At 69.4% G+C, this 17101-nt stretch carries 16 protein-coding genes and 1 pseudogene; 7 read left to right on the top strand and 10 right to left on the bottom strand.

Annotated features, from left to right (window positions below):
- Positions 1-3: 3 nt before the first annotated feature.
- The 3 genes from LNW73_RS06230 to LNW73_RS06220 form a co-directional block, all read right to left on the bottom strand.
- Complete coding sequence (locus LNW73_RS06230; RefSeq protein WP_285392493.1) at positions 4-303, bottom strand: SCO5918 family protein; 300 nt, start codon at positions 301-303, stop codon at positions 4-6.
- 149 nt (positions 304-452) lie between these two features.
- Positions 453-2072 (bottom strand): malate synthase A, encoded by a 1620-nt coding sequence (aceB, locus tag LNW73_RS06225; RefSeq protein WP_250989242.1) that lies wholly within the window; start codon positions 2070-2072, stop codon positions 453-455.
- A 128-nt stretch (positions 2073-2200) separates the two neighbouring features.
- Entirely contained in the window at positions 2201-2881 is a 681-nt protein-coding gene (locus LNW73_RS06220) for a nucleotidyltransferase family protein (RefSeq protein WP_250989241.1), read from the bottom strand.
- A gap of 138 nt (positions 2882-3019) precedes the next feature.
- Between LNW73_RS06220 and LNW73_RS06215 the strand changes: the two genes are divergently transcribed.
- Positions 3020-4900: a serine/threonine-protein kinase gene (locus LNW73_RS06215; protein ID WP_308407642.1), complete on the top strand. Its 1881-nt coding sequence runs from the start codon at positions 3020-3022 to the stop codon at positions 4898-4900.
- Positions 4901-5088: 188 nt separating this feature from the next.
- Positions 5089-5457: a DUF5955 family protein gene (locus LNW73_RS06210; protein WP_308402056.1), complete on the top strand. Its 369-nt coding sequence runs from the start codon at positions 5089-5091 to the stop codon at positions 5455-5457.
- Here the strand turns inward: LNW73_RS06210 and LNW73_RS06205 are convergent.
- The gene (locus tag LNW73_RS06205; protein WP_250978316.1) at positions 5416-6189 is read right to left on the bottom strand and encodes an IclR family transcriptional regulator; all 774 of its coding nucleotides are present in this window, start codon (positions 6187-6189) and stop codon (positions 5416-5418) included. The genes LNW73_RS06210 and LNW73_RS06205 overlap by 42 nt on opposite strands.
- Before the next feature lie 228 nt (positions 6190-6417).
- Between LNW73_RS06205 and allB the strand changes: the two genes are divergently transcribed.
- The 4 genes from allB to LNW73_RS06185 all read left to right on the top strand — a co-directional run bounded on the left by allB (position 6418) and on the right by LNW73_RS06185 (position 10213).
- Positions 6418-7752: an allantoinase AllB gene (gene allB, locus LNW73_RS06200; protein ID WP_250992820.1), complete on the top strand. Its 1335-nt coding sequence runs from the start codon at positions 6418-6420 to the stop codon at positions 7750-7752.
- The gene (alc, locus tag LNW73_RS06195) at positions 7749-8855 is read left to right on the top strand and encodes an allantoicase (RefSeq protein ID WP_250989240.1); all 1107 of its coding nucleotides are present in this window, start codon (positions 7749-7751) and stop codon (positions 8853-8855) included. The genes allB and alc overlap by 4 nt, the downstream gene beginning before the upstream one ends.
- 124 nt (positions 8856-8979) lie before the next feature.
- A complete protein-coding gene (locus tag LNW73_RS06190; RefSeq protein ID WP_250989239.1) occupies positions 8980-9303 on the top strand; it encodes a hypothetical protein in 324 nt (107 codons plus the stop codon).
- A gap of 439 nt (positions 9304-9742) precedes the next feature.
- Entirely contained in the window at positions 9743-10213 is a 471-nt protein-coding gene (locus tag LNW73_RS06185) for an SMI1/KNR4 family protein (protein ID WP_250989238.1), read from the top strand.
- Positions 10214-10628: 415 nt separating this feature from the next.
- Here LNW73_RS06185 and LNW73_RS06180 read toward each other — a convergent pair whose 3' ends face one another.
- Positions 10629-10850 carry a DUF397 domain-containing protein gene (locus LNW73_RS06180; protein ID WP_250989237.1) on the bottom strand — a complete coding sequence of 74 codons (222 nt, stop codon included), beginning with the start codon at positions 10848-10850 and terminating at the stop codon, positions 10629-10631.
- The gene (locus tag LNW73_RS06175) at positions 10847-11713 is read right to left on the bottom strand and encodes a helix-turn-helix domain-containing protein (protein WP_250989236.1); all 867 of its coding nucleotides are present in this window, start codon (positions 11711-11713) and stop codon (positions 10847-10849) included. The genes LNW73_RS06180 and LNW73_RS06175 overlap by 4 nt, the downstream gene beginning before the upstream one ends.
- Before the next feature lie 187 nt (positions 11714-11900).
- Here LNW73_RS06175 and LNW73_RS06170 point away from each other — a divergent pair, with 187 nt between their 5' ends.
- Positions 11901-12350, top strand: coding sequence for an ATP-binding protein (locus LNW73_RS06170; protein ID WP_250989235.1), 450 nt, complete (start codon positions 11901-11903; stop codon positions 12348-12350).
- Positions 12351-12410: 60 nt separating this feature from the next.
- Here the strand turns inward: LNW73_RS06170 and LNW73_RS06165 are convergent, their stop codons facing one another.
- The 4 genes and pseudogenes from LNW73_RS06165 to LNW73_RS06150 form a co-directional block, all read right to left on the bottom strand.
- A complete protein-coding gene (locus LNW73_RS06165) occupies positions 12411-13766 on the bottom strand; it encodes a GH1 family beta-glucosidase (protein WP_250992819.1) in 1356 nt (451 codons plus the stop codon).
- 20 nt (positions 13767-13786) lie between these two features.
- Complete coding sequence (locus LNW73_RS06160) at positions 13787-14653, bottom strand: carbohydrate ABC transporter permease (protein ID WP_250978324.1); 867 nt, start codon at positions 14651-14653, stop codon at positions 13787-13789.
- Positions 14646-15554 (bottom strand): annotated as a pseudogene (locus LNW73_RS06155) (carbohydrate ABC transporter permease); the annotation flags it as partial. The pseudogene LNW73_RS06155 and the gene LNW73_RS06160, both read right to left, overlap by 8 nt.
- Positions 15555-15559: 5 nt before the next feature.
- The gene (locus tag LNW73_RS06150; protein WP_250978325.1) at positions 15560-16882 is read right to left on the bottom strand and encodes an ABC transporter substrate-binding protein; all 1323 of its coding nucleotides are present in this window, start codon (positions 16880-16882) and stop codon (positions 15560-15562) included.
- Positions 16883-17101 lie beyond the last annotated feature (219 nt).

Raw genomic sequence — 17101 nt, 5'->3', positions numbered from 1 at the left:
ACGTCAGGTCCAGTACGGAGGGGATTGCGGCAGGACGTCCGGAACCTCCGCGGGCGGAGCGGGAGCGGGCTTCGGGAAGCACTTGAACTCGAGCTTCTCCAGGGCGCGGACCATCTGGGCGGCACTGAAATCACGCGGGTCCTGCCGGGTGATAATCGCCCCCACCTGCTTGACGGGGTAGGTGCGATTTCCGATCTTCACAGACTCGCCGGTGATGGGTTCGGGCTTGATCCCGCTCATCTTCTGCTCCACCTCGCTTGCCTGCAGATAGAAGGAGACTCCAGCGATGGTGCAGCGGATCATCATGCCTCAGCAAGGGCAGAAGGGACGTAACAGGTACTCCCACGTTGTCACATACCGGCACGATGGCACAGCTCCCCCGGATAACGAAGCGGGCCCCGGCCCTGTGGACCGGGGCCCGCTCGGGCATCCGAGCAGGTGCGGGACGGGCGTCAGCCCAGCAGTTCGTAGGCCGGGAGGGTGAGGAAGTCGACGTACTCCTCGTCGAGCGCGGTCCGCAGCAGCAGGTCGTGCGCCTCGGTCCACTTGCCCGCGGCGAAGGCCTCGTCGCCGACCTCGGCACGGATCGCGGCCAGCTCCTGCGCGGCGACGCGCTGGACCAGGTCGTGGGTGGCCTTCTCGCCGTTCTCGAACACGACGCCCGCGTTGATCCACTGCCAGATCTGCGAGCGGGAGATCTCCGCGGTGGCGGCGTCCTCCATCAGGTTGAAGATGGCGACGGCGCCCAGGCCGCGCAGCCACGCCTCGATGTAGCGGGTGCCGACCTGGACCGCGCTCACCAGGCCGTCATACGTCGGCTTCGCGTCCAGCGAGTCGATGGCCAGCAGCTGGTCGGCGGTGACGTGGACGTCCTCGCGCAGCCGCTCCTTCTGGTTCGGCCGGTCGCCGAGGACCGCGTCGAAGGAGGCGCGGGCGATCGGCACCAGGTCCGGGTGGGCGACCCAGGAGCCGTCGAAGCCGTCGCCGGCCTCGCGGTCCTTGTCGGCCTTGACCTTCTCGAAGGCGACCTTGTTGACCTCGGCGTCGCGGCGCGAGGGGATGAACGCGGCCATGCCGCCGATCGCGTGCGCGCCGCGCTTGTGGCAGGTGCGCACCAGCAGCTCGGTGTACGCGCGCATGAAGGGCGCGGTCATGGTCACCGCGTTGCGGTCCGGCAGGACGAACTTCTCGCCGCCGTCGCGGAAGTTCTTCACGATGGAGAAGAGGTAGTCCCAGCGGCCGGCGTTCAGGCCCGCGGCGTGGTCGCGCAGCTCGTAGAGGATCTCCTCCATCTCGAACGCGGCGGTGATCGTCTCGATGAGGACGGTCGCGCGGACGGTGCCCTGCGGGATGCCCACGTAGTCCTGCGAGAAGACGAAGATCTCGTTCCACAGCCGCGCTTCGAGGTGCGACTCGGTCTTGGGCAGGTAGAAGTACGGACCCTTGCCCTTGGCGATCAGCCGCGTCGCGTTGTGGAAGAAGTACAGCCCGAAGTCGACGAAGGCGCCGGGGACGGCCTCGCCGTCGACGGTCAGGTGCCGCTCCGCCAGGTGCCAGCCGCGCGGGCGCATGACGACGGTGGCCAGCTCCGCCTCGTCCTTCAGCGCGTACGACTTGCCCTGCTCGGTGGAGAAGTCGATCCGGCGCTCATAGGCGTCGATCAGGTTGACCTGGCCGCCGACGACGTTCTCCCAGGTGGGAGCCGAGGCGTCCTCGAAGTCGGCGAGCCAGACCTTCGCGCCGGAGTTCAGCGCGTTGATCGTCATCTTGCGGTCGGTGGGACCGGTGATCTCGACGCGGCGGTCGTTGAGCGCGGCCGGGGCCGGGGCCACCTGCCAGTCTCCCGCGCGGACATGTGCGGTGTCCGCGAGGAAGTCCAGGGTGCCGGTACGGGCGATCTCGGTGCGGCGCTCCTTGCGAAGCGCGAGCAGCTCGGCTCGGCGCGGGGCGAAGCGGCGGTGCAGCTCGGCGATGAAGGTCAGGGCCTGCTGCGTCAGCACCTCCTCCGCGCGGGGGACGGGGGGTGCGTCGTCTGCGACGACGGCCGCCGAGGACGGCACTGCTGCGGACATGGCTGACTCCTCTAGGGGACAAAGGGTGCCGGGCGGCCGCCGGATCGTGGCCATGGCACGGGGTGCCGGGCCGTACCGGAATACGGGCGCTTCTGCGAGGTGGAGCATAGTATCCGCATTGCGGAAGATCAACGTTTTGTGGCACGCCGTGCAGCGGGCTCGCTCACGGGTTTCAGAAGGTGCAGGTCATCAGGGGTGTCGATATCGGCGGGGTCGGCGATGTCACCGCACTCGACGAGGGTGATCGCCTCCTGGTGCAGTTTCAGGTAGTCGCGGGCGCCCTGATCGCCGGTCGCCCGCTCCGCGATGTCCGCCCAGCGGTCCGCGCCGAACAGCACCGGATGGCCGCGCCGCCCCCCGTACGAGGCCGCCGCCAGGCTCGACGGGCCCCGGTACGCGTTGATCACCCGGGCGACCGCCCCCGCGCCGATCCCCGGCTGGTCCACCAATGCCACGACGACCGCCTGCGCCCCGGTGCCCGCCCGCTGTTCCGCCGTGTCCGCCAGCGACCGCAGGCCCGCGCGCAGCGACGAGCCCATCCCGCCGGCCCAGTCCGGGTTGTCGACCAGGACGCAGCCCGCCAGCTCGGCCCGCTCACGGACCTCGTCGGCCGCCGCACCGAGCACGATGTGCACCGGCCCGCAGCCCGCCTCGCGCAGCCCGCGCAGCGCGTGCTCGACCAGCGGGCGGCCGGCGTACTCCAGCAGCGCCTTCGGGCGGCCGCCCAGGCGCCGCCCGCCGCCGGCCGCGAGCAGCAGGCCGGCGATGGAGGGAAGGTGGGCGGAATCGCTCGGTGCGATGGGTTTCATGCCTCCTCCCTACAGGACGCGGCGGCCGGAGGCGAAGGGGGGCACATCGGGCGTTTGGCCTCACGGCGGCGGGCGGAGGACGGCCTTCGATAGGCTCGGCGCCGTAAGGGACGGGTATTCGCAGGCCAAGGGGCAGACGTGACGAATCATCAGCAGGGCCCGGTGCCCGCCACCGTGGCGGACACCTCGGCCCCGGATCCTGAGGTTTTCCAGCCGCTCACGGACGAGGACCCGAAGACCGTCGCCGGATACCTGCTCAGCGCCCGCCTCGGCGCCGGCGGGATGGGCAAGGTCTACCTCTCCTACACGCCCGGCGGCCGGCCGGTGGCGATCAAGGTGATCCGTCCCGAGTTCGCCGAGGACCCCGAATTCCGCCGCCGGTTCCGTCAGGAGGTGCTGGCCGCGCAGCGCGTGCAGGGCCTCTACACCGCACCGGTGATCGACAGCGACACCGAGGGCCCGCACCCGTGGCTGGCCACCGCCTATGTGGCGGGGCCCTCGCTGCACGCGGCGGTCGCCGATCACGGCGCGATGCCGGTGCCGACCGTTCTGCTGCTCATCGCCGGCATCGCCGAAGCGCTCCAGGTGATCCACCACGCGGGCATCGTGCACCGGGACCTCAAGCCGTCCAACGTGCTGCTCGCCGTCGACGGACCGCGGGTCATCGACTTCGGCATCGCGCGGGCCGCCGACACCACCGCGCTCACCGGCACCGGCGTCAGCGTCGGCACCCCGTCGTTCATGGCCCCGGAGCAGGCGGCCGGCACGAGCTGCACGCCGGCCACCGACATCTTCGCGCTGGGCCAGATCGCGGCCTTCGCCGCGATGGGCGGTGCCGCCTTCGGCGACGGGCCCTCGCACGCCGTCCTCTACCGGATCGTGCACGAGGAGCCGGACCTGTCCGAGCTGCCGGGCGAACTGCGCGAGATCGTCACCCGCTGCCTCATCAAGGACCCGACCCTCCGGCCGTCCACCGCCCAGATCATCGCGATGTGCGGCCAGGCGTCCAAGGACCCGGCGCTGCGCCGCCCGGACGGCTGGCTGCCGCAGTCCTACGCCGCCGACCTGACGCAGGCGGCGGCCCCTACGCCGCAGCCGGTCCAGCCCGCGGCCCCGCCGCAGGCACCGCCGTCGACCCCGCAGCCGGGTTATCAGCCCACCCAGGCGGTGCCGCCGACCGCGCCCCCGCTCCACCCGCCGACCCAGCCGGTGCATCACCAGCCGGTCCACCCGCAGCCCGGGCACCCGCAGCAGGCCCAGCCGCAGCCCGGCCTCCCGCAGCCCGGCCTCCCGCAGCCCGGTCAGCAGCAGTTCCCGCAGCAGGCGCAGCCGATGCAGCACCCGCAGCAGCCCCGGCCGCCGGTGGGCGGCTACGCGTATCCGCCCACCCACGGCCCCGGCAGGCCGGGCGGCTTTCTGCCGCTGCCGCCGAAAAAGAAGAAGACGGGCCTGGTCATCGCGGGGGTCGTCGTCGCGCTCGTGGTCGGCTCCGCCGTGTACTCGGCCGTCAACAAGGGGGACGACAAGAAGTCCTCGAGCGACCAGAGCACCAGGACGCCGTCCGCCAGCGGCGGCACGACCGGGAACCAGACCGGGCAGAGCTCGGTCCCGGCGGATCCCAAGCCCGCCTCGTACCCAGGCCTCAACATCCCGGTCGGCTACTCGGTCACCTTCGCCGACGAGCCGCCGAGTCCGGCGAAGAAGGACGTGTTCTACGAGGGGGACTTCGGCCTCGCGGGCGACATCGTCAACGGCACCGCCGTTGCCACCAGTCAGGGCAAGAACACCCTGGCCCTGCTGCAGTCCGGCGAGCCCGCCACGCTGGCCGGCTGCCGCGCCAACACGCGGTACACCACGTCCATCCTGGAGGAGAAGCTCGTCAAGGGGTCGCAGATCTGCGTGAAGACGGGGGTGGGGCACATGGGGCTGGTCACCGTGCGCGCCTTCTCGTCGAAGGGGTCGACGAGTGAGTTCATCAGCGTGGACCTCACCGTCTGGCGGAACGCGGTCACGCCATAGGGCTGACCGCCCGGAATTGTCGCCAAGTCGCTTGCCGCACAAGGAAGTTGGCGCGGATTTCGTCGTCCGTATGGCGTCCCGCGCATCGGTTCGCGTTAACTGAGCGCGCCCCGGACTCGCTCCGGGGCGCGCGCGGGGGCGCTGGGGGGCGCGCTCGCCGAGGTGTGGGAGGTGGGGGGGTGGGGTCTGTGAACGATGAGAGCTGTGGTGCGGCCGCACGTACGGCTGCGGAGGTCAGGGCGGCGGCCGCGTCCGGCGCGGACGATCCCCGGGTGACGGCGCTGCGCCTGTCCGTCGCCCGGGTGCGCCGGGAGCTGGCCGGCCTGCGGTCGGAGTTACCGGACCGAGTGATAGCCGAGGACGAACTGGGCGCGCTGGCCAATGCCGCGGACGCCGGGATCCTGGAGATCGACCGGATGCGGCACTCGCTGCTGCTGGTCGCCGCGGCGCTGGGTTCGGTGAGTGCGCTGGCCGTGGCCCTGGCCGAGTTGCGCAGGGCCGTCGACCTCTTCGGATCAGGCGCTGGTGCCGGCCCCGGCGCTGGCGAGGGCGTGTGACAGCTGCAGGGCGATGTCCTGCAGGATGGGGATGATCTTCTCCGTGGCGACCTCGGTGACCCGGCCCGCCGGCCCGGAGATCGAGATGGCAGCAGCGGTGGGGGAGTCGGGGACGGTGACCGCCAGGCAGCGGACCCCGATCTCCTGCTCGTTGTCGTCCACCGCGTAGCCGGCCTCGCGGATCTTCTCCAGCTCGCTTATGAAATCGTCCGCGTTGGTGATCGTCTTCTCGGTCGCGGCGGGCATCCCGGTACGGGCCAGCAGCGCGCGGACCTCGTCCGGCGGCACATGCGCCAGCAGCGCCTTGCCCACGCCGGTGGAGTGCGGCAGCACCCGGCGTCCGACCTCGGTGAACATCCGCATGGAGTGGCGGGACGGCACCTGGGCGACGTAGACGATCTCGTCCCCGTCGAGCAGTGCCATGTTCGCCGTCTCGCCGGTCGTCTCCACGAGCTCGGCGAGGAAGGGGCGGGCCCAGGTGCCGAGCAGCTTGGCGGAGCTCTCACCGAGCCGGATCAGCCGCGGGCCGAGCGCGTACCGGCGGTTCGGCTGCTGCCGTACGTAGCCGCAGTCGACCAGGGTGCGCATCAGCCGGTGGATGGTGGGCAGCGGGAGCCCGCTGCTGGCGGAGAGCTCGCTCAGGCCGACCTCGCCGCCCGCGTCGGCCATCCGCTCCAGCAGGTCGAAGGCACGTTCGAGCGACTGAACGCCTCCTGCGCGGTCTGACGACACGTGCGATCTCCTCTGAGCGGTTGGGCGAGCGGTAGATGATTGGCGAAGCCTACCGGCCGACCTCGGCTAATTGATCTCTTGCGGGCCTTCTCCTGTAGCTAGCTACGGAGGCTGTGGTGAAATGTGAATTCCGCTTTGTGGAATCTTACATGCCCTTGACGGTTCACCGCCCTGTCCTGCACATTCGTTCAACAGAACGTTGAAATTTGGAGGCCGCACGTGGTGGAAATGGTCCTGCGCTCGACTCGGGTCGTCACACCCGAAGGGGAGCGCCCGGCCGCGGTCGCGGTCAGCGGCGGCACGATCGCCGCCGTGTGGGCGTACGACGCCGACGTCCCGGAAGGGGCCCGGCTCGTCGACCTCGGTGACGACGCGCTGCTCCCTGGCCTGGTCGACACCCATGTGCACATCAACGACCCCGGACGCACCGAGTGGGAGGGCTTCGCCTCCGCCACCCGCGCCGCCGCGGCCGGCGGCATCACGACGCTCGTCGACATGCCGCTCAACAGCATCCCGCCGACCACGACCGTCGAGAACCTCGCCGTCAAGCAGGACACCGCGCGCGGCAAGGTGCACACCGACGTCGGCTTCTGGGGCGGTGCCGTCCCCGGCAACATCAAGGACCTCCAGCCGCTGCACGACGCCGGCGTCTTCGGCTTCAAGTGCTTCCTGCTGCACTCCGGCGTCGACGAGTTCCCGCAGCTCTCCCCGGAGGAACTGGCGGACGCGCTGACGGAGCTCTCCCGCTTCGACGGGCTGCTGATCGTCCACGCCGAGGACCCCCAGCTCATCGACGGCGCCCCGCAGCGCAGCGGCCCGCACTACGCGGACTTCCTCGCCTCCCGGCCCCGCGCCGCCGAGAACGCCGCCATCGAGGGGCTCATCACCCTCGCCAAGCGGCTGAACGCGCGGGTGCACGTTCTGCACCTGTCGTCCAGCGACGCGCTGCCGCTCATCGCCGCGGCGAAGCGGGAGGGCGTCAAGCTCACCGTCGAGACCTGCCCGCACTTCCTCACCCTCACGGCCGAGGAAGTCCCGGACGGCGCCACCGAGTTCAAATGCTGCCCGCCGATCCGTGAGGCAGCCAACCAGGACGCCCTCTGGGAGGGCCTGGCCGACGGCACGATCGACTGCATCGTCTCCGACCACTCGCCGTCCACGATCGAGCTCAAGGTCAAGGAGACCGGCGACTTCGCCGCCGCCTGGGGCGGCATCTCCTCCCTCCAGCTCGGCCTGCCCGCCATCTGGACCGAGGCCCGCCGCCGCGGCCACAGCGTCGCCGACGTCGCCCGCTGGATGTCCCAGGCGCCCGCCGCCCTCGTCGGGCTCTCCACCAAGGGCGCCATCGCCGCCGGCTACGACGCCGACTTCGCGGTCCTCGCCCCGGACGAGACCTTCACGGTCGACCCCGCCGAGCTCTACCACCGCAACCGCATCACCGCCTACGCCGGCAAAACCCTGCACGGCGTCGTCCGCAGCACCTGGCTGCGCGGCGAACTGATCGCCGAGAACGGCGTCACGAACGAGCCCACCGGCCGCCTGATCACCCGGGAGAACGCATGACCTCGACTTCTTTCACCGGTGATGCGCGGCCGTTCGGTGGGGGTGATCCGTATGGGGATTACCGTCGTGCGGAGTTGCCGTTCACGGATCTGGTGGATTTGGCGGATCGGCGGTTGGGTGCGGAGGTGATCGCGGCGAATGATGAGTTCTTCGCGGAGCGGGAGAATCTGCTGATCCCGGAGCCGGCGCATTTTGATCCGGAGCACTTCGGGCACAAGGGCAAGATCATGGACGGTTGGGAGACCCGCCGCCGCCGGGGCACCGGCACGGATGCCCCGCATCCGGTGGATGCGGATCATGACTGGGCGTTGATCCGGTTGGGTGCGCCGGGGGTGATCCGGGGGATCGTGGTGGACACCGCGCACTTCCGGGGCAACTACCCGCAGTCGGTGTCGATCGAGGCGACGGCGCACTCGTTGTCGGCGTCGCCGGAGGATCTGCTGGCGGACGGTGTGGAGTGGACGACGATCGTGCCGCGTACTGCGGTGGGTGGTCATGCGGCGAACGGGTTCACGGTGGAGGTGGATCGGCGGTTCACGCATCTGCGGTTGAACCAGCACCCGGACGGTGGTGTGGCTCGTCTGCGGGTGTATGGGGAGGTGGCGCCGGATCCGGGGTGGTTGGCGGAGCTGGGCACGTTCGACCTGGTGGCGCTGGAGAACGGCGGCACGGTGGAGGACGCCTCGGATCGTTTCTATTCCTCGCCGGTCAATACGATCCTGCCGGGGCGCTCAAGGAAGATGGATGACGGGTGGGAGACGCGTCGTCGCCGGGACAAGGGCAATGACTGGGTGCAGTACCGGCTCGTGGCGCAGGGTGTGGTGCGGGCGGTGGAGATCGACACGGCGTATCTGAAGGGGAACTCGGCGGGCTGGGCGGCGTTGTTCGTGCAGGACGACGGTTCGGACGAGTGGACGCAGTTGCTGCCGCGGACCAAGCTCCAGCCGGACACGGTGCACCGTTTCCTGGTCAATCCGGTCCCGGCCACCCGGGTGCGGATCGACATCTTCCCCGACGGCGGCATCTCCCGCCTGCGCCTGCACGGCTCCCTCACCGCGCGGGGTGCCGAACAGCTCACCACCCGCACCGAAGAAATCAGCTGACAGCTGGCTGTCCGTGCGCACGTTGACCGCCCCCGGCCGAGTAACGAGTAGTCGGCCGAGGGCGGTCGACGTCTTTGACGCGTATCCTCGCGGGACGCTTCGAGGGAACGAGGGAGACCACCGCATGCAGGAGTGGCCCGAAGGCCCGGCAGCCGAGCCGCAGGCGGCACGGGAGCGCTACGACACCGATGTGCAGCTGGCTCGCAAGCAGGCACGCGAGGCGCTACGCGCCGACTTCCCCGCCGCGCATGTGGGCCTGGGCGCTGTGCTGCTCGTGAGCGCGATCATGGGGCTTTTGACAGAGCCCGCCATGGGCGTTCTGGTCGCAGGGTCATTCGCGACGCTGTTCGCTGTGACGCTAGCGGTCATGGTCCTGCGGGGGGCCCGCGGCGCGAACGCACTCCGACGGACGTATCTGGTCACCTTCGGCTGGGGCAACTGGCTGTAGAACGAGCCTTTTTGACGACTCGGGAGTGAGGGGTGGCGGCGGGCGGGTGCTAGCTGGGGTCCGGGCATGCGGAGCGGCTCTTCTGCGGCGCTGCGCGCCTTGACCGGGCGGAGGGGGAGGCCCCGGCGTTGCGCCTGCCAGCGGATCGGCCCGCTGCGCGGCCCGGCGCGAAGCGATCCCGGTCCGCTGCGCTTCCCTTGGCGGGGCTGGAGCGGGTTGAGCGCGTGGTGCTCTGCGGGTGGCGGTTTGGTCCACCGTCCTCGGCCGGATGTGGTGCCGGTGTGCCGAGGGATCTCCTGCGGGTCCTACGAGGGCGTGTTTTGGATGGCCCGGATCACTCCGCTTGAGTTTAACCGCGCAGTCGTTGGGTGGCGCCTTGAGTTGTGGGTCTCGCGGTAGGTGAGGTGGTTGCCGAGATCGGAACTGGGATGATGCCCGTGTGACGGATGATGAGGTTGTCGCTGCTGTACGTGGCTTCGCTGGTGCTCGCGGCTTGCCTTTGCCTGCTACGTCGGTGGTGGTCGAGGAGGCGGAGTCGGTCATCGGCTTCCCTCTCCCGCCGCTGCTGAGGCGCCTCTATCTGGAGGTGGCGAATGGTGGCTTCGGCCCTGGTGAGGGCATCCTGGGCGTTCGGGGCGGGGCTTCCCAGGGCGACTGGAGCGAGTTGGCGGAGATCTATCGCGATGGGCCGGACCCTTCGGGCCGGATCCCTGCAGGTCTGGTCCCGGTCTACGACTGGGGCTGCACCGTCTGGTCTCTGGTGGACTTCCGCGATCCTGCCGGGCCGATGTGGTGCAACCACGAGAGCGAACACTGGCGGCAAGGCATGACCTTGGCGGACTGGCTGGGCGCGACCATGTCCGGTTCGATGACAGTCGACGAGCTACTCGGTAGCCAGCCGTCGCCCTGAGTGGGGTGCGATCCGGTGAGCTTGTCTCGTGGCTTCCGGCCTCAAACGGCGTTCCGTACTTGATCGCTCAGATGGGCATTCGCCGGACGTGGGCACGGCCTCCGGAGGTCAAAAGACAAGCTAAGGACGGTCAAACGCCGCTATAGCGGCAGTCCGGCCACGCAAGCTGATCCGAAGCACGCGCGGTGCGCCTTCCGGGCCCCCGACAAGCCGCGCCGCCTCACCGGCCATATGCCACCCCCACTCCGCCCGGGGAGCGCAGCGGACCGGATCGCTTGGCTCGGGCCGCGCAGCGGGCCGCTTCACTGGCAGGCGCGCAGCGCCGGGGCCTCCCCTCCGCCCGGTCAAGGTGCGCAGCGCCGCAGACGCACCCCTTCGCACTGTCGGAACCCCAGCCACGCAGCAGGCCGGACGGTCAGAGCTCCCCGGCGATGACGCCTTCCCGGAAGGCGGCCCACTCGGCCGCGTCGAAGCGGAGGGGCTCCCGGCCGGGGTTCTTGGAGTCGCGGACGGCGACGGCGCCGTTGGGGAGATCGGCGATCTCCACGCAGTTGTTCTCGGCTCCGCTGGCGGAGGACTTACGCCAGGCGGCGGCGGAGAGGTCGTGCGCGTACAGCTCCGCCTTGGGTCCGTTCACTGTCTGTGGCCTTCTTCCATCTGCGCGATACGGGCGAGTGAGTCTTCCACCGGCAGCGCTGTCGCGCGGATCCGCTCGAACGCTTTGGTGAAGGGCACAGCTTCATCGCCCTCAACGTATGCCGCTCCGCTCAGGTTTTCCAGCAGGACCACGTCAGGGATGGGGCCGGGGAACGAGACGATGGAGAATCCACCCACGACGCCCGGATGGGTGGTGCAGTCCAACGGCATCAACTGGATCGTCACGTTCGGCATCTCGGCTGTGTCGAGGAGCCGGCGCAGTTGCTCGCGCATGGTTGCTGGGCGCACCACGAACCGCTGATGCAGGGCCGCCTCGTGGATGATCACCCACAACTCCAGCGGACTTCCCGGCCGCGTGAGTACCGACTGGCGTGCCAGTCGGACCTCGGCCAGTGCTGCGATGTCGTCGGGGGTTCGCGATGTCGTGATGCCCGCGATGTTCTCGCGCGCGTAGGCCGCCGTCTGCAAGAGTCCCGGGACCACGAGGGGCGCCCACTCGCAGATCTGCTCGGCGTCGGACTCCAGCGAGATGTAATCGGCGTAAGCGGGCGCGACGATGCCGCTGTACGTCTGCCACCAGCCTTTCTTGCTCGCGTCCTTCGCCAGGTTCTCCAGTGCTGCGCGCACTTCGTGATCGCCGACGCCGTAGATCTGAAGCAGTGAGCCGACCTCCGCCGGTCGGATGGCCTGTGCGGCGTTCTCGATCTTCGACATCTTCGGGCCCTTCCACCCCATGGCGGTAGCGGCTTCGTCGAGCGTCAGTCCGGCGTCGTTGCGCAGCCGCCGCAGAGTTGCGCCGAGGCGACGGCGCCGGACGGTCGGGATCAGCGGAGAGTTGGGCATAACCGCAGTCCTACACCAGCAACCAGGTTGCGGAGAACGGTAAATGAGGAAGCGTCACTCATCTTGGGTAGAAAACTTGCGATGCAATCGGAAAAGAGCCACCATCAAAATGCCGTCACGCAGGGTCAGTGACCCGGCGCTCGGCGCGACCTCGTCCGACACTGCCAGTGGAGGTGCCATGTGCAACATGGCGGAAGCGCACGGTCCCCCAACCCCCGGCTTCTACCTCCGCACCAGACCCCACGGCTTCGTCGTCCATCTCGTCGCCTCTGGCGACAACCTCCGTGCCATCCGCGAGTTGACCGGGAAGACCCTCGCCTCCGCCGGGGTCGATGCCGGGACGGCGGAGAGTGCGCAGCTCGTCGTGTCCGAGCTGGTCGGGAACTCCGTGCGGGCCTGTGGGGAGTGGGTGCCGCTCGTCGTGGAGGTTTCGGTCGCGCGGGGCGCGGTGCTGCTGGGGGTGCACGATCCGGAGCCGGCCGGGGTGCCGCGCCGGCGGGCGGTGGCGATGGATGACGCCGACGCCGAGTCCGGGCGGGGGCTGGCGCTCGTGGACCTGCTCACGTCGGGGTGGCGGGTGGCGCGGTCGCCGGTGGGGAAGCAGGTCCGCTGCCGGCTGGGACCCGCGCTCGATTGAAGGCCCGGCATCCGTCCTCCCCGTGCGGGACGGATGCCGGGCACAGCTGCAAGCGAACCGTCAGGCCGCGCGGCGGGCGCGGCGGTGGTGGGCGGTGATGATGTCGGCGTAGCGGCGGCCGCTGCCCTTGATGGTGCGCTTCTGCGTCGGGTAGTCGACGTGGATCAGGCCGAAGCGCTTGTCGTAGCCGTAGGCCCACTCGAAGTTGTCCAGCAGCGACCACGCGAAGTAGCCGGCCAGCGGTGCGCCGCGGCGCACCGCCCTGGCGCAGGCCGCGAGGTGCTCCTCCAGGTAGGCCTGCCGCTCCGGGTCGTCGACCTGGCCGTCGGGGCCGACGGTGTCGGGGTAGGCGGAGCCGTTCTCGGTGACGAAGATCCGCTGGGCCCCGTACTCCTCGGAGACCCGGACGAGCAGCTGCTCCAGGCCGTCGCCGTAGACCTCCCAGTCCATCGCCGTGCGCCGGACGCCCGGCAGGTACACCTGCTTGGCACGTGGCGGCAGGCCGGTGGGGTCGTCGGCGATGACGTTGCGGAAGTAGTAGTTGACGCCGAGCCAGTCGAGCGGGGCCGCGATGGTGTCGAGGTCGCCGGTCCGGATCGGGAGGTCGACGCCGTACAGGTCGACCATGTCCTGCGGGTAGCCGCGGCCGTGGATCGGGTCGAGCCACCAGCGGTTGGTGTGGCCGTCGGCGCGGATCGCGGCGGCCTGGTCGGCCTCGCGGTCGGTGGCGGGCTCGCAGGGGCTGAGGTTGTTGACGATGCCGATCCGGGCGTTCGGGTTGGCGGCGCGGATCGCCTGGACGGCGAGGCCGTGGCCCAGGTGCAGGTGGTACGAGGCGCGGACCGCGGCGGTGATGTCGGTGAGTCCGGGGGCCATCTTGCCTTCGAGGTGGCCGATCCAGGACGAGCAGAGCGGCTCGTTGAGCGTCGCCCAGTCGTGGACGCGGTCGCCGAGGGCTTCGGCGACCACCGACGCGTACTCGCCGAACCGCTCCGCGGTCTCCCGCTCCGGCCAGCCGCCCCGGTCCTGCTGGGCCTGGGGCAGGTCCCAGTGGTAAAGGGTCGGGAAGGGGGTGATGCCCGCTTCGAGGAGGGAGTCGGTGAGCCGGTCGTAGAAGGCGAGTCCGGCCGCGTTGACCGGCCCGCCGCCCTGCGGCATGACACGGGGCCAGGCGATGGAGAACCGGTAGGCGTCCAGGCCGAGATCGCCCATCAGGGAGATGTCCTCGGGTACCCGGTGGTAGTGGTCGCAGGCCACGTCGCCGGTGTCACCGTCCGCCACCTTGCCCGGGGTGTGGGAGAAGGTGTCCCAGATCGAGGGGGACCGGCCGTCCTCGTCCACCGCTCCTTCTATCTGGTAGGCGGCGGTGGCCGCGCCCCAGATGAAGTCGGCGGGGAGAGCGCTGAGGTCGTTCACGAGCAGCCTTTCGGTGGTGGTCACTTGACGGCGCCGGCGGTGAGTCCGACGACCAAGTAGCGCTGGAGCAGCAGGAATCCGGCGACCACGGGCACGCTCACGACGAGTGAGGCGGCCATGACCTGGTTCCAGTACACGTCGGTCTGGGTGGCGTATCCCTGCAGGCCGACGGCGAGGGTGCGGGTGGTGTCGTTCGTCATCACCGACGCGAAGAGCACCTCGCCCCAGGCCGTCATGAAGGCGTACACCGACACCGCGACGATGCCGGGGACGGCGGCCGGGACGACGACGCGGAACAGCGCGCCGAGCGGGCCGCAGCCGTCCACCATCGCGGCCTCGTCGAGATCGCGCGGGATGGAGTCGAAGTAGCCGACGAGCATCCAGATGGAGAAGGGGAGCGAGAACGTCAGATAGGTGAGGATGAGGCCGCCGCGGCTGCCGTAGAGGGCGATCCCCGTCGAGTTCCCGATGTTGACGAAGATCAGGAAGAGCGGGAGGAGGAAGAGGATGCCCGGGAACATCTGGGTGGACAGCACCGTCACCGTGAAGAGCTTGCGGCCCTTGAAGCGGTACCGGCTGACGGCGTAGGCGGCGAAGATCGCCACGGCCACCGAGGCCACGGTCGCGCTGACCGAGACGATCACCGAGTTCACGAAGTACTTGGCGAGCGGGACCGTGTGCCAGATGTCGATGTACGGCCGGAACGTGAAGCCGCTCGGGATCCACCGGAAGGAGCCCTGCACGTCCTGCAGCGGTTTCAGCGAGGAGCTGAGCATCACGTACACCGGGGCGAGCGTGAAGACCGTGAGCAGGGTGAGGAAGATCCGCCGGGTCCAGATGAACGACTTCGGCTGCGCCATCGGGGACGGGGGAGGGGGTTTACGCATCGGCCGCATCCCTCCTGCGTGATGTGACCAGTAGATAGACGGCCGTGATGACCAGCAGGAACAGCAGCAGGAGGACGGACATGGCCGAGCCGGAGCCGAAGTTCCAGGTGATGAAGGACGACTGGTAGATGTGGATGGAGATCAGGTCGGCGGCCTCCGGCGCCGATCTGCCGAACAGCACGTAGGGCGTGTTGAAGTCGTTGAACGTCCACAGGAAGAGCACCAGCACCAGCACCTGGTTGACCGGCCGCAGCGACGGCAGCGTGATCCGGCGGATCTGCTGCCAGACGCCCGCGCCGTCCATCGACGCCGCCTCGTACAGCTCACGCGGGATGTTCTGCAGCCCTGCCATCAGGCACAGGAAGGCGAACGGCCACGAGCGCCATACGGAGACGGTGACGAGGGCGGTGAAGCTGTTGTCGCCGATCAGCCAGAACGACCGCTCGGAGGTGAGGTGCAGCTGGTCGTGGATCACATGGTTGATCAGGCCCGTGTCGCGCTGGAACATGAACGACCAGGTGATGACGGCCGCGTAGACCGGCAGCGCGTACGGGACCAGGAAGATCGCCCGCAGGAATCCCCGGCCGCGGAAGGCGTCCTGCATGAGGATCGCCGCCGCGGTGCCGAGGAGCCAGGACAGTCCCACGGCGAGGACGGTGAAGCAGAGGGTGACCCAGAACGAGTGCAGCAGCGCCTGGCCGACCGGGGCGTCGAAGTCCACCGCCACGCGGTAGTTGTCCAGGCCGGCCCAGGGCGCGGCGCCCCAGTCGCGGATGAAGAACTGGGTGAGCTGTTTGAAGCTCATCACGATGCCGACGATCATCGGGATGAGGTGGATCAGCAGTTCGAGCAGCAGCGCGGGAAGCAGGAGCAGGTAGGGCAGGCCGATCCGGCGCAGTCGCGCGATCACGAGGCCGGCATCTGCTGCTGGGCCTTGGTGAGGGCGTTCTTCACGGAATCGGTGGTGACGTCCTTGCCTGAGGCGGCCTGCGCGAAGAGCTCCTTCATCGCGGTGCCGACGAGCGTCTCGAACTGGCTCTCGTTGGGGACCTGCGGCAGCGGGGCGGCGCTCTTGGCGAGCACCTCGGCGAGCGTCTTCAGGTCGGGTGTGGAGAACGCCGGGTCGCTCTGCGCGTCCTTGACCGGCGGCAGCGAGCCGTAGGTGGCGTTGAGGGTCTTCTGCTCGGCGGGGCTGGTCATGAAGTTGACGAACTTCAGGGAGCCGTCGAGGTTCTTGGTGTTCTTGAAGACGGCGAGGTTGATGCCGGCGACCATCGAGTTGATGGCGGTCGCACCCGTGGCGCCCGCGGTCTGGAACGGAACCGGCGCCACGCCGTAGTCTTCGGGCTTCATGCCGTGGGACTTCAGCGAGGAGGCGGCGGCCTGCCACATCAGCATGCCGGCCTTGCCGGTCGCGAAGTCGGCGAGGGACTGGTTGGCGGAGTACTCGGCGTTGCCGGGGGCCGCGATCTTGTCCTTGCCGATGAAGTCGATGTACTGCTTGACGGCGGCGACGTTCTCCGGGGTGTCGAAGGTGGCCTTGCCGGAGGCGTCGAAGAAGTCCGAGCCGTGCTGCTTGGCGAGGACGAAGGCGTGGTGGATGTTCTCCGAGCCGTTGCCGCCCTCGACGGCGAGGCCGTACTTGCCGCCCTTGGTGAGCTTCTTGCCGTCGGCGACCAGTTCGTCCCAGGTCGTCGGCGGGGCGGCTATGCCCGCGTCGGCGAACATCTTCTTGTTGTAGTAGAGCCCGTAGGCCAGCGAGTACAGCGGCACGGCGGCCGGGTCCTTGCCCTGGGCGCCGGCGGCGGCGAGCGCGGCGCTGACGAAGCGGTCCTTGCCGCCGATCTTGGAGAAGGTGGCGGCGTCGAACGGGAGCAGCGCGCCGGTGGCCTGGAGGGACGCCGACCAGGTGTTGCCGATGTTCAGCACGTCGGGCCCCTGGCCCGACGTGGCCGCGGCCAGGATTCTGTTGAGCAGGTCGGACCAGGGGACGACCTCCAGCTTGACCTTGATCCCGGTCTGCTGCTCGAACTTCTTGAGCTCCGGCTCCAGTACCTGCTTGTCGTTCTCCAGGCTGGTGCCCTGGTTGCTCGCCCAGTACGTCAGTGTCTTGGGGCTGCTGTTGCCGCCGCTGTCGTTGCTGCTGGAGCCGCCGCCGCAGGCGGAAGCGGTGAGTGCCATCGCTGCGGCGATGGCGGTGGCCGCGACTGCCCGGTGGTAGGTACGCATGACGGTCCCCTCTCAGGGGTGGGATCGCTACGGAACGGGAACGGGTCTGGACTGGTGCGGAACCTGACAGGAACGGGTCCGGAAGACGTCAGGAACAGGTCGGGAACAGGTCTGGATCAGTTCAAGAAGTGAACAGGCGCCGTGTCTTATTTCAGGGCGTGATTTAACTTGTGAGAAAAGGTGGCGTCAAGACTTCGCGCACCGATAGATTTCAGCCGG

It is taken from the genome of Streptomyces sp. RKAG337, from assembly GCF_023701715.1.
GTDB lineage: Bacteria > Actinomycetota > Actinomycetes > Streptomycetales > Streptomycetaceae > Actinacidiphila.
This window is presented reverse-complemented; position numbering and strand designations above follow the sequence as displayed.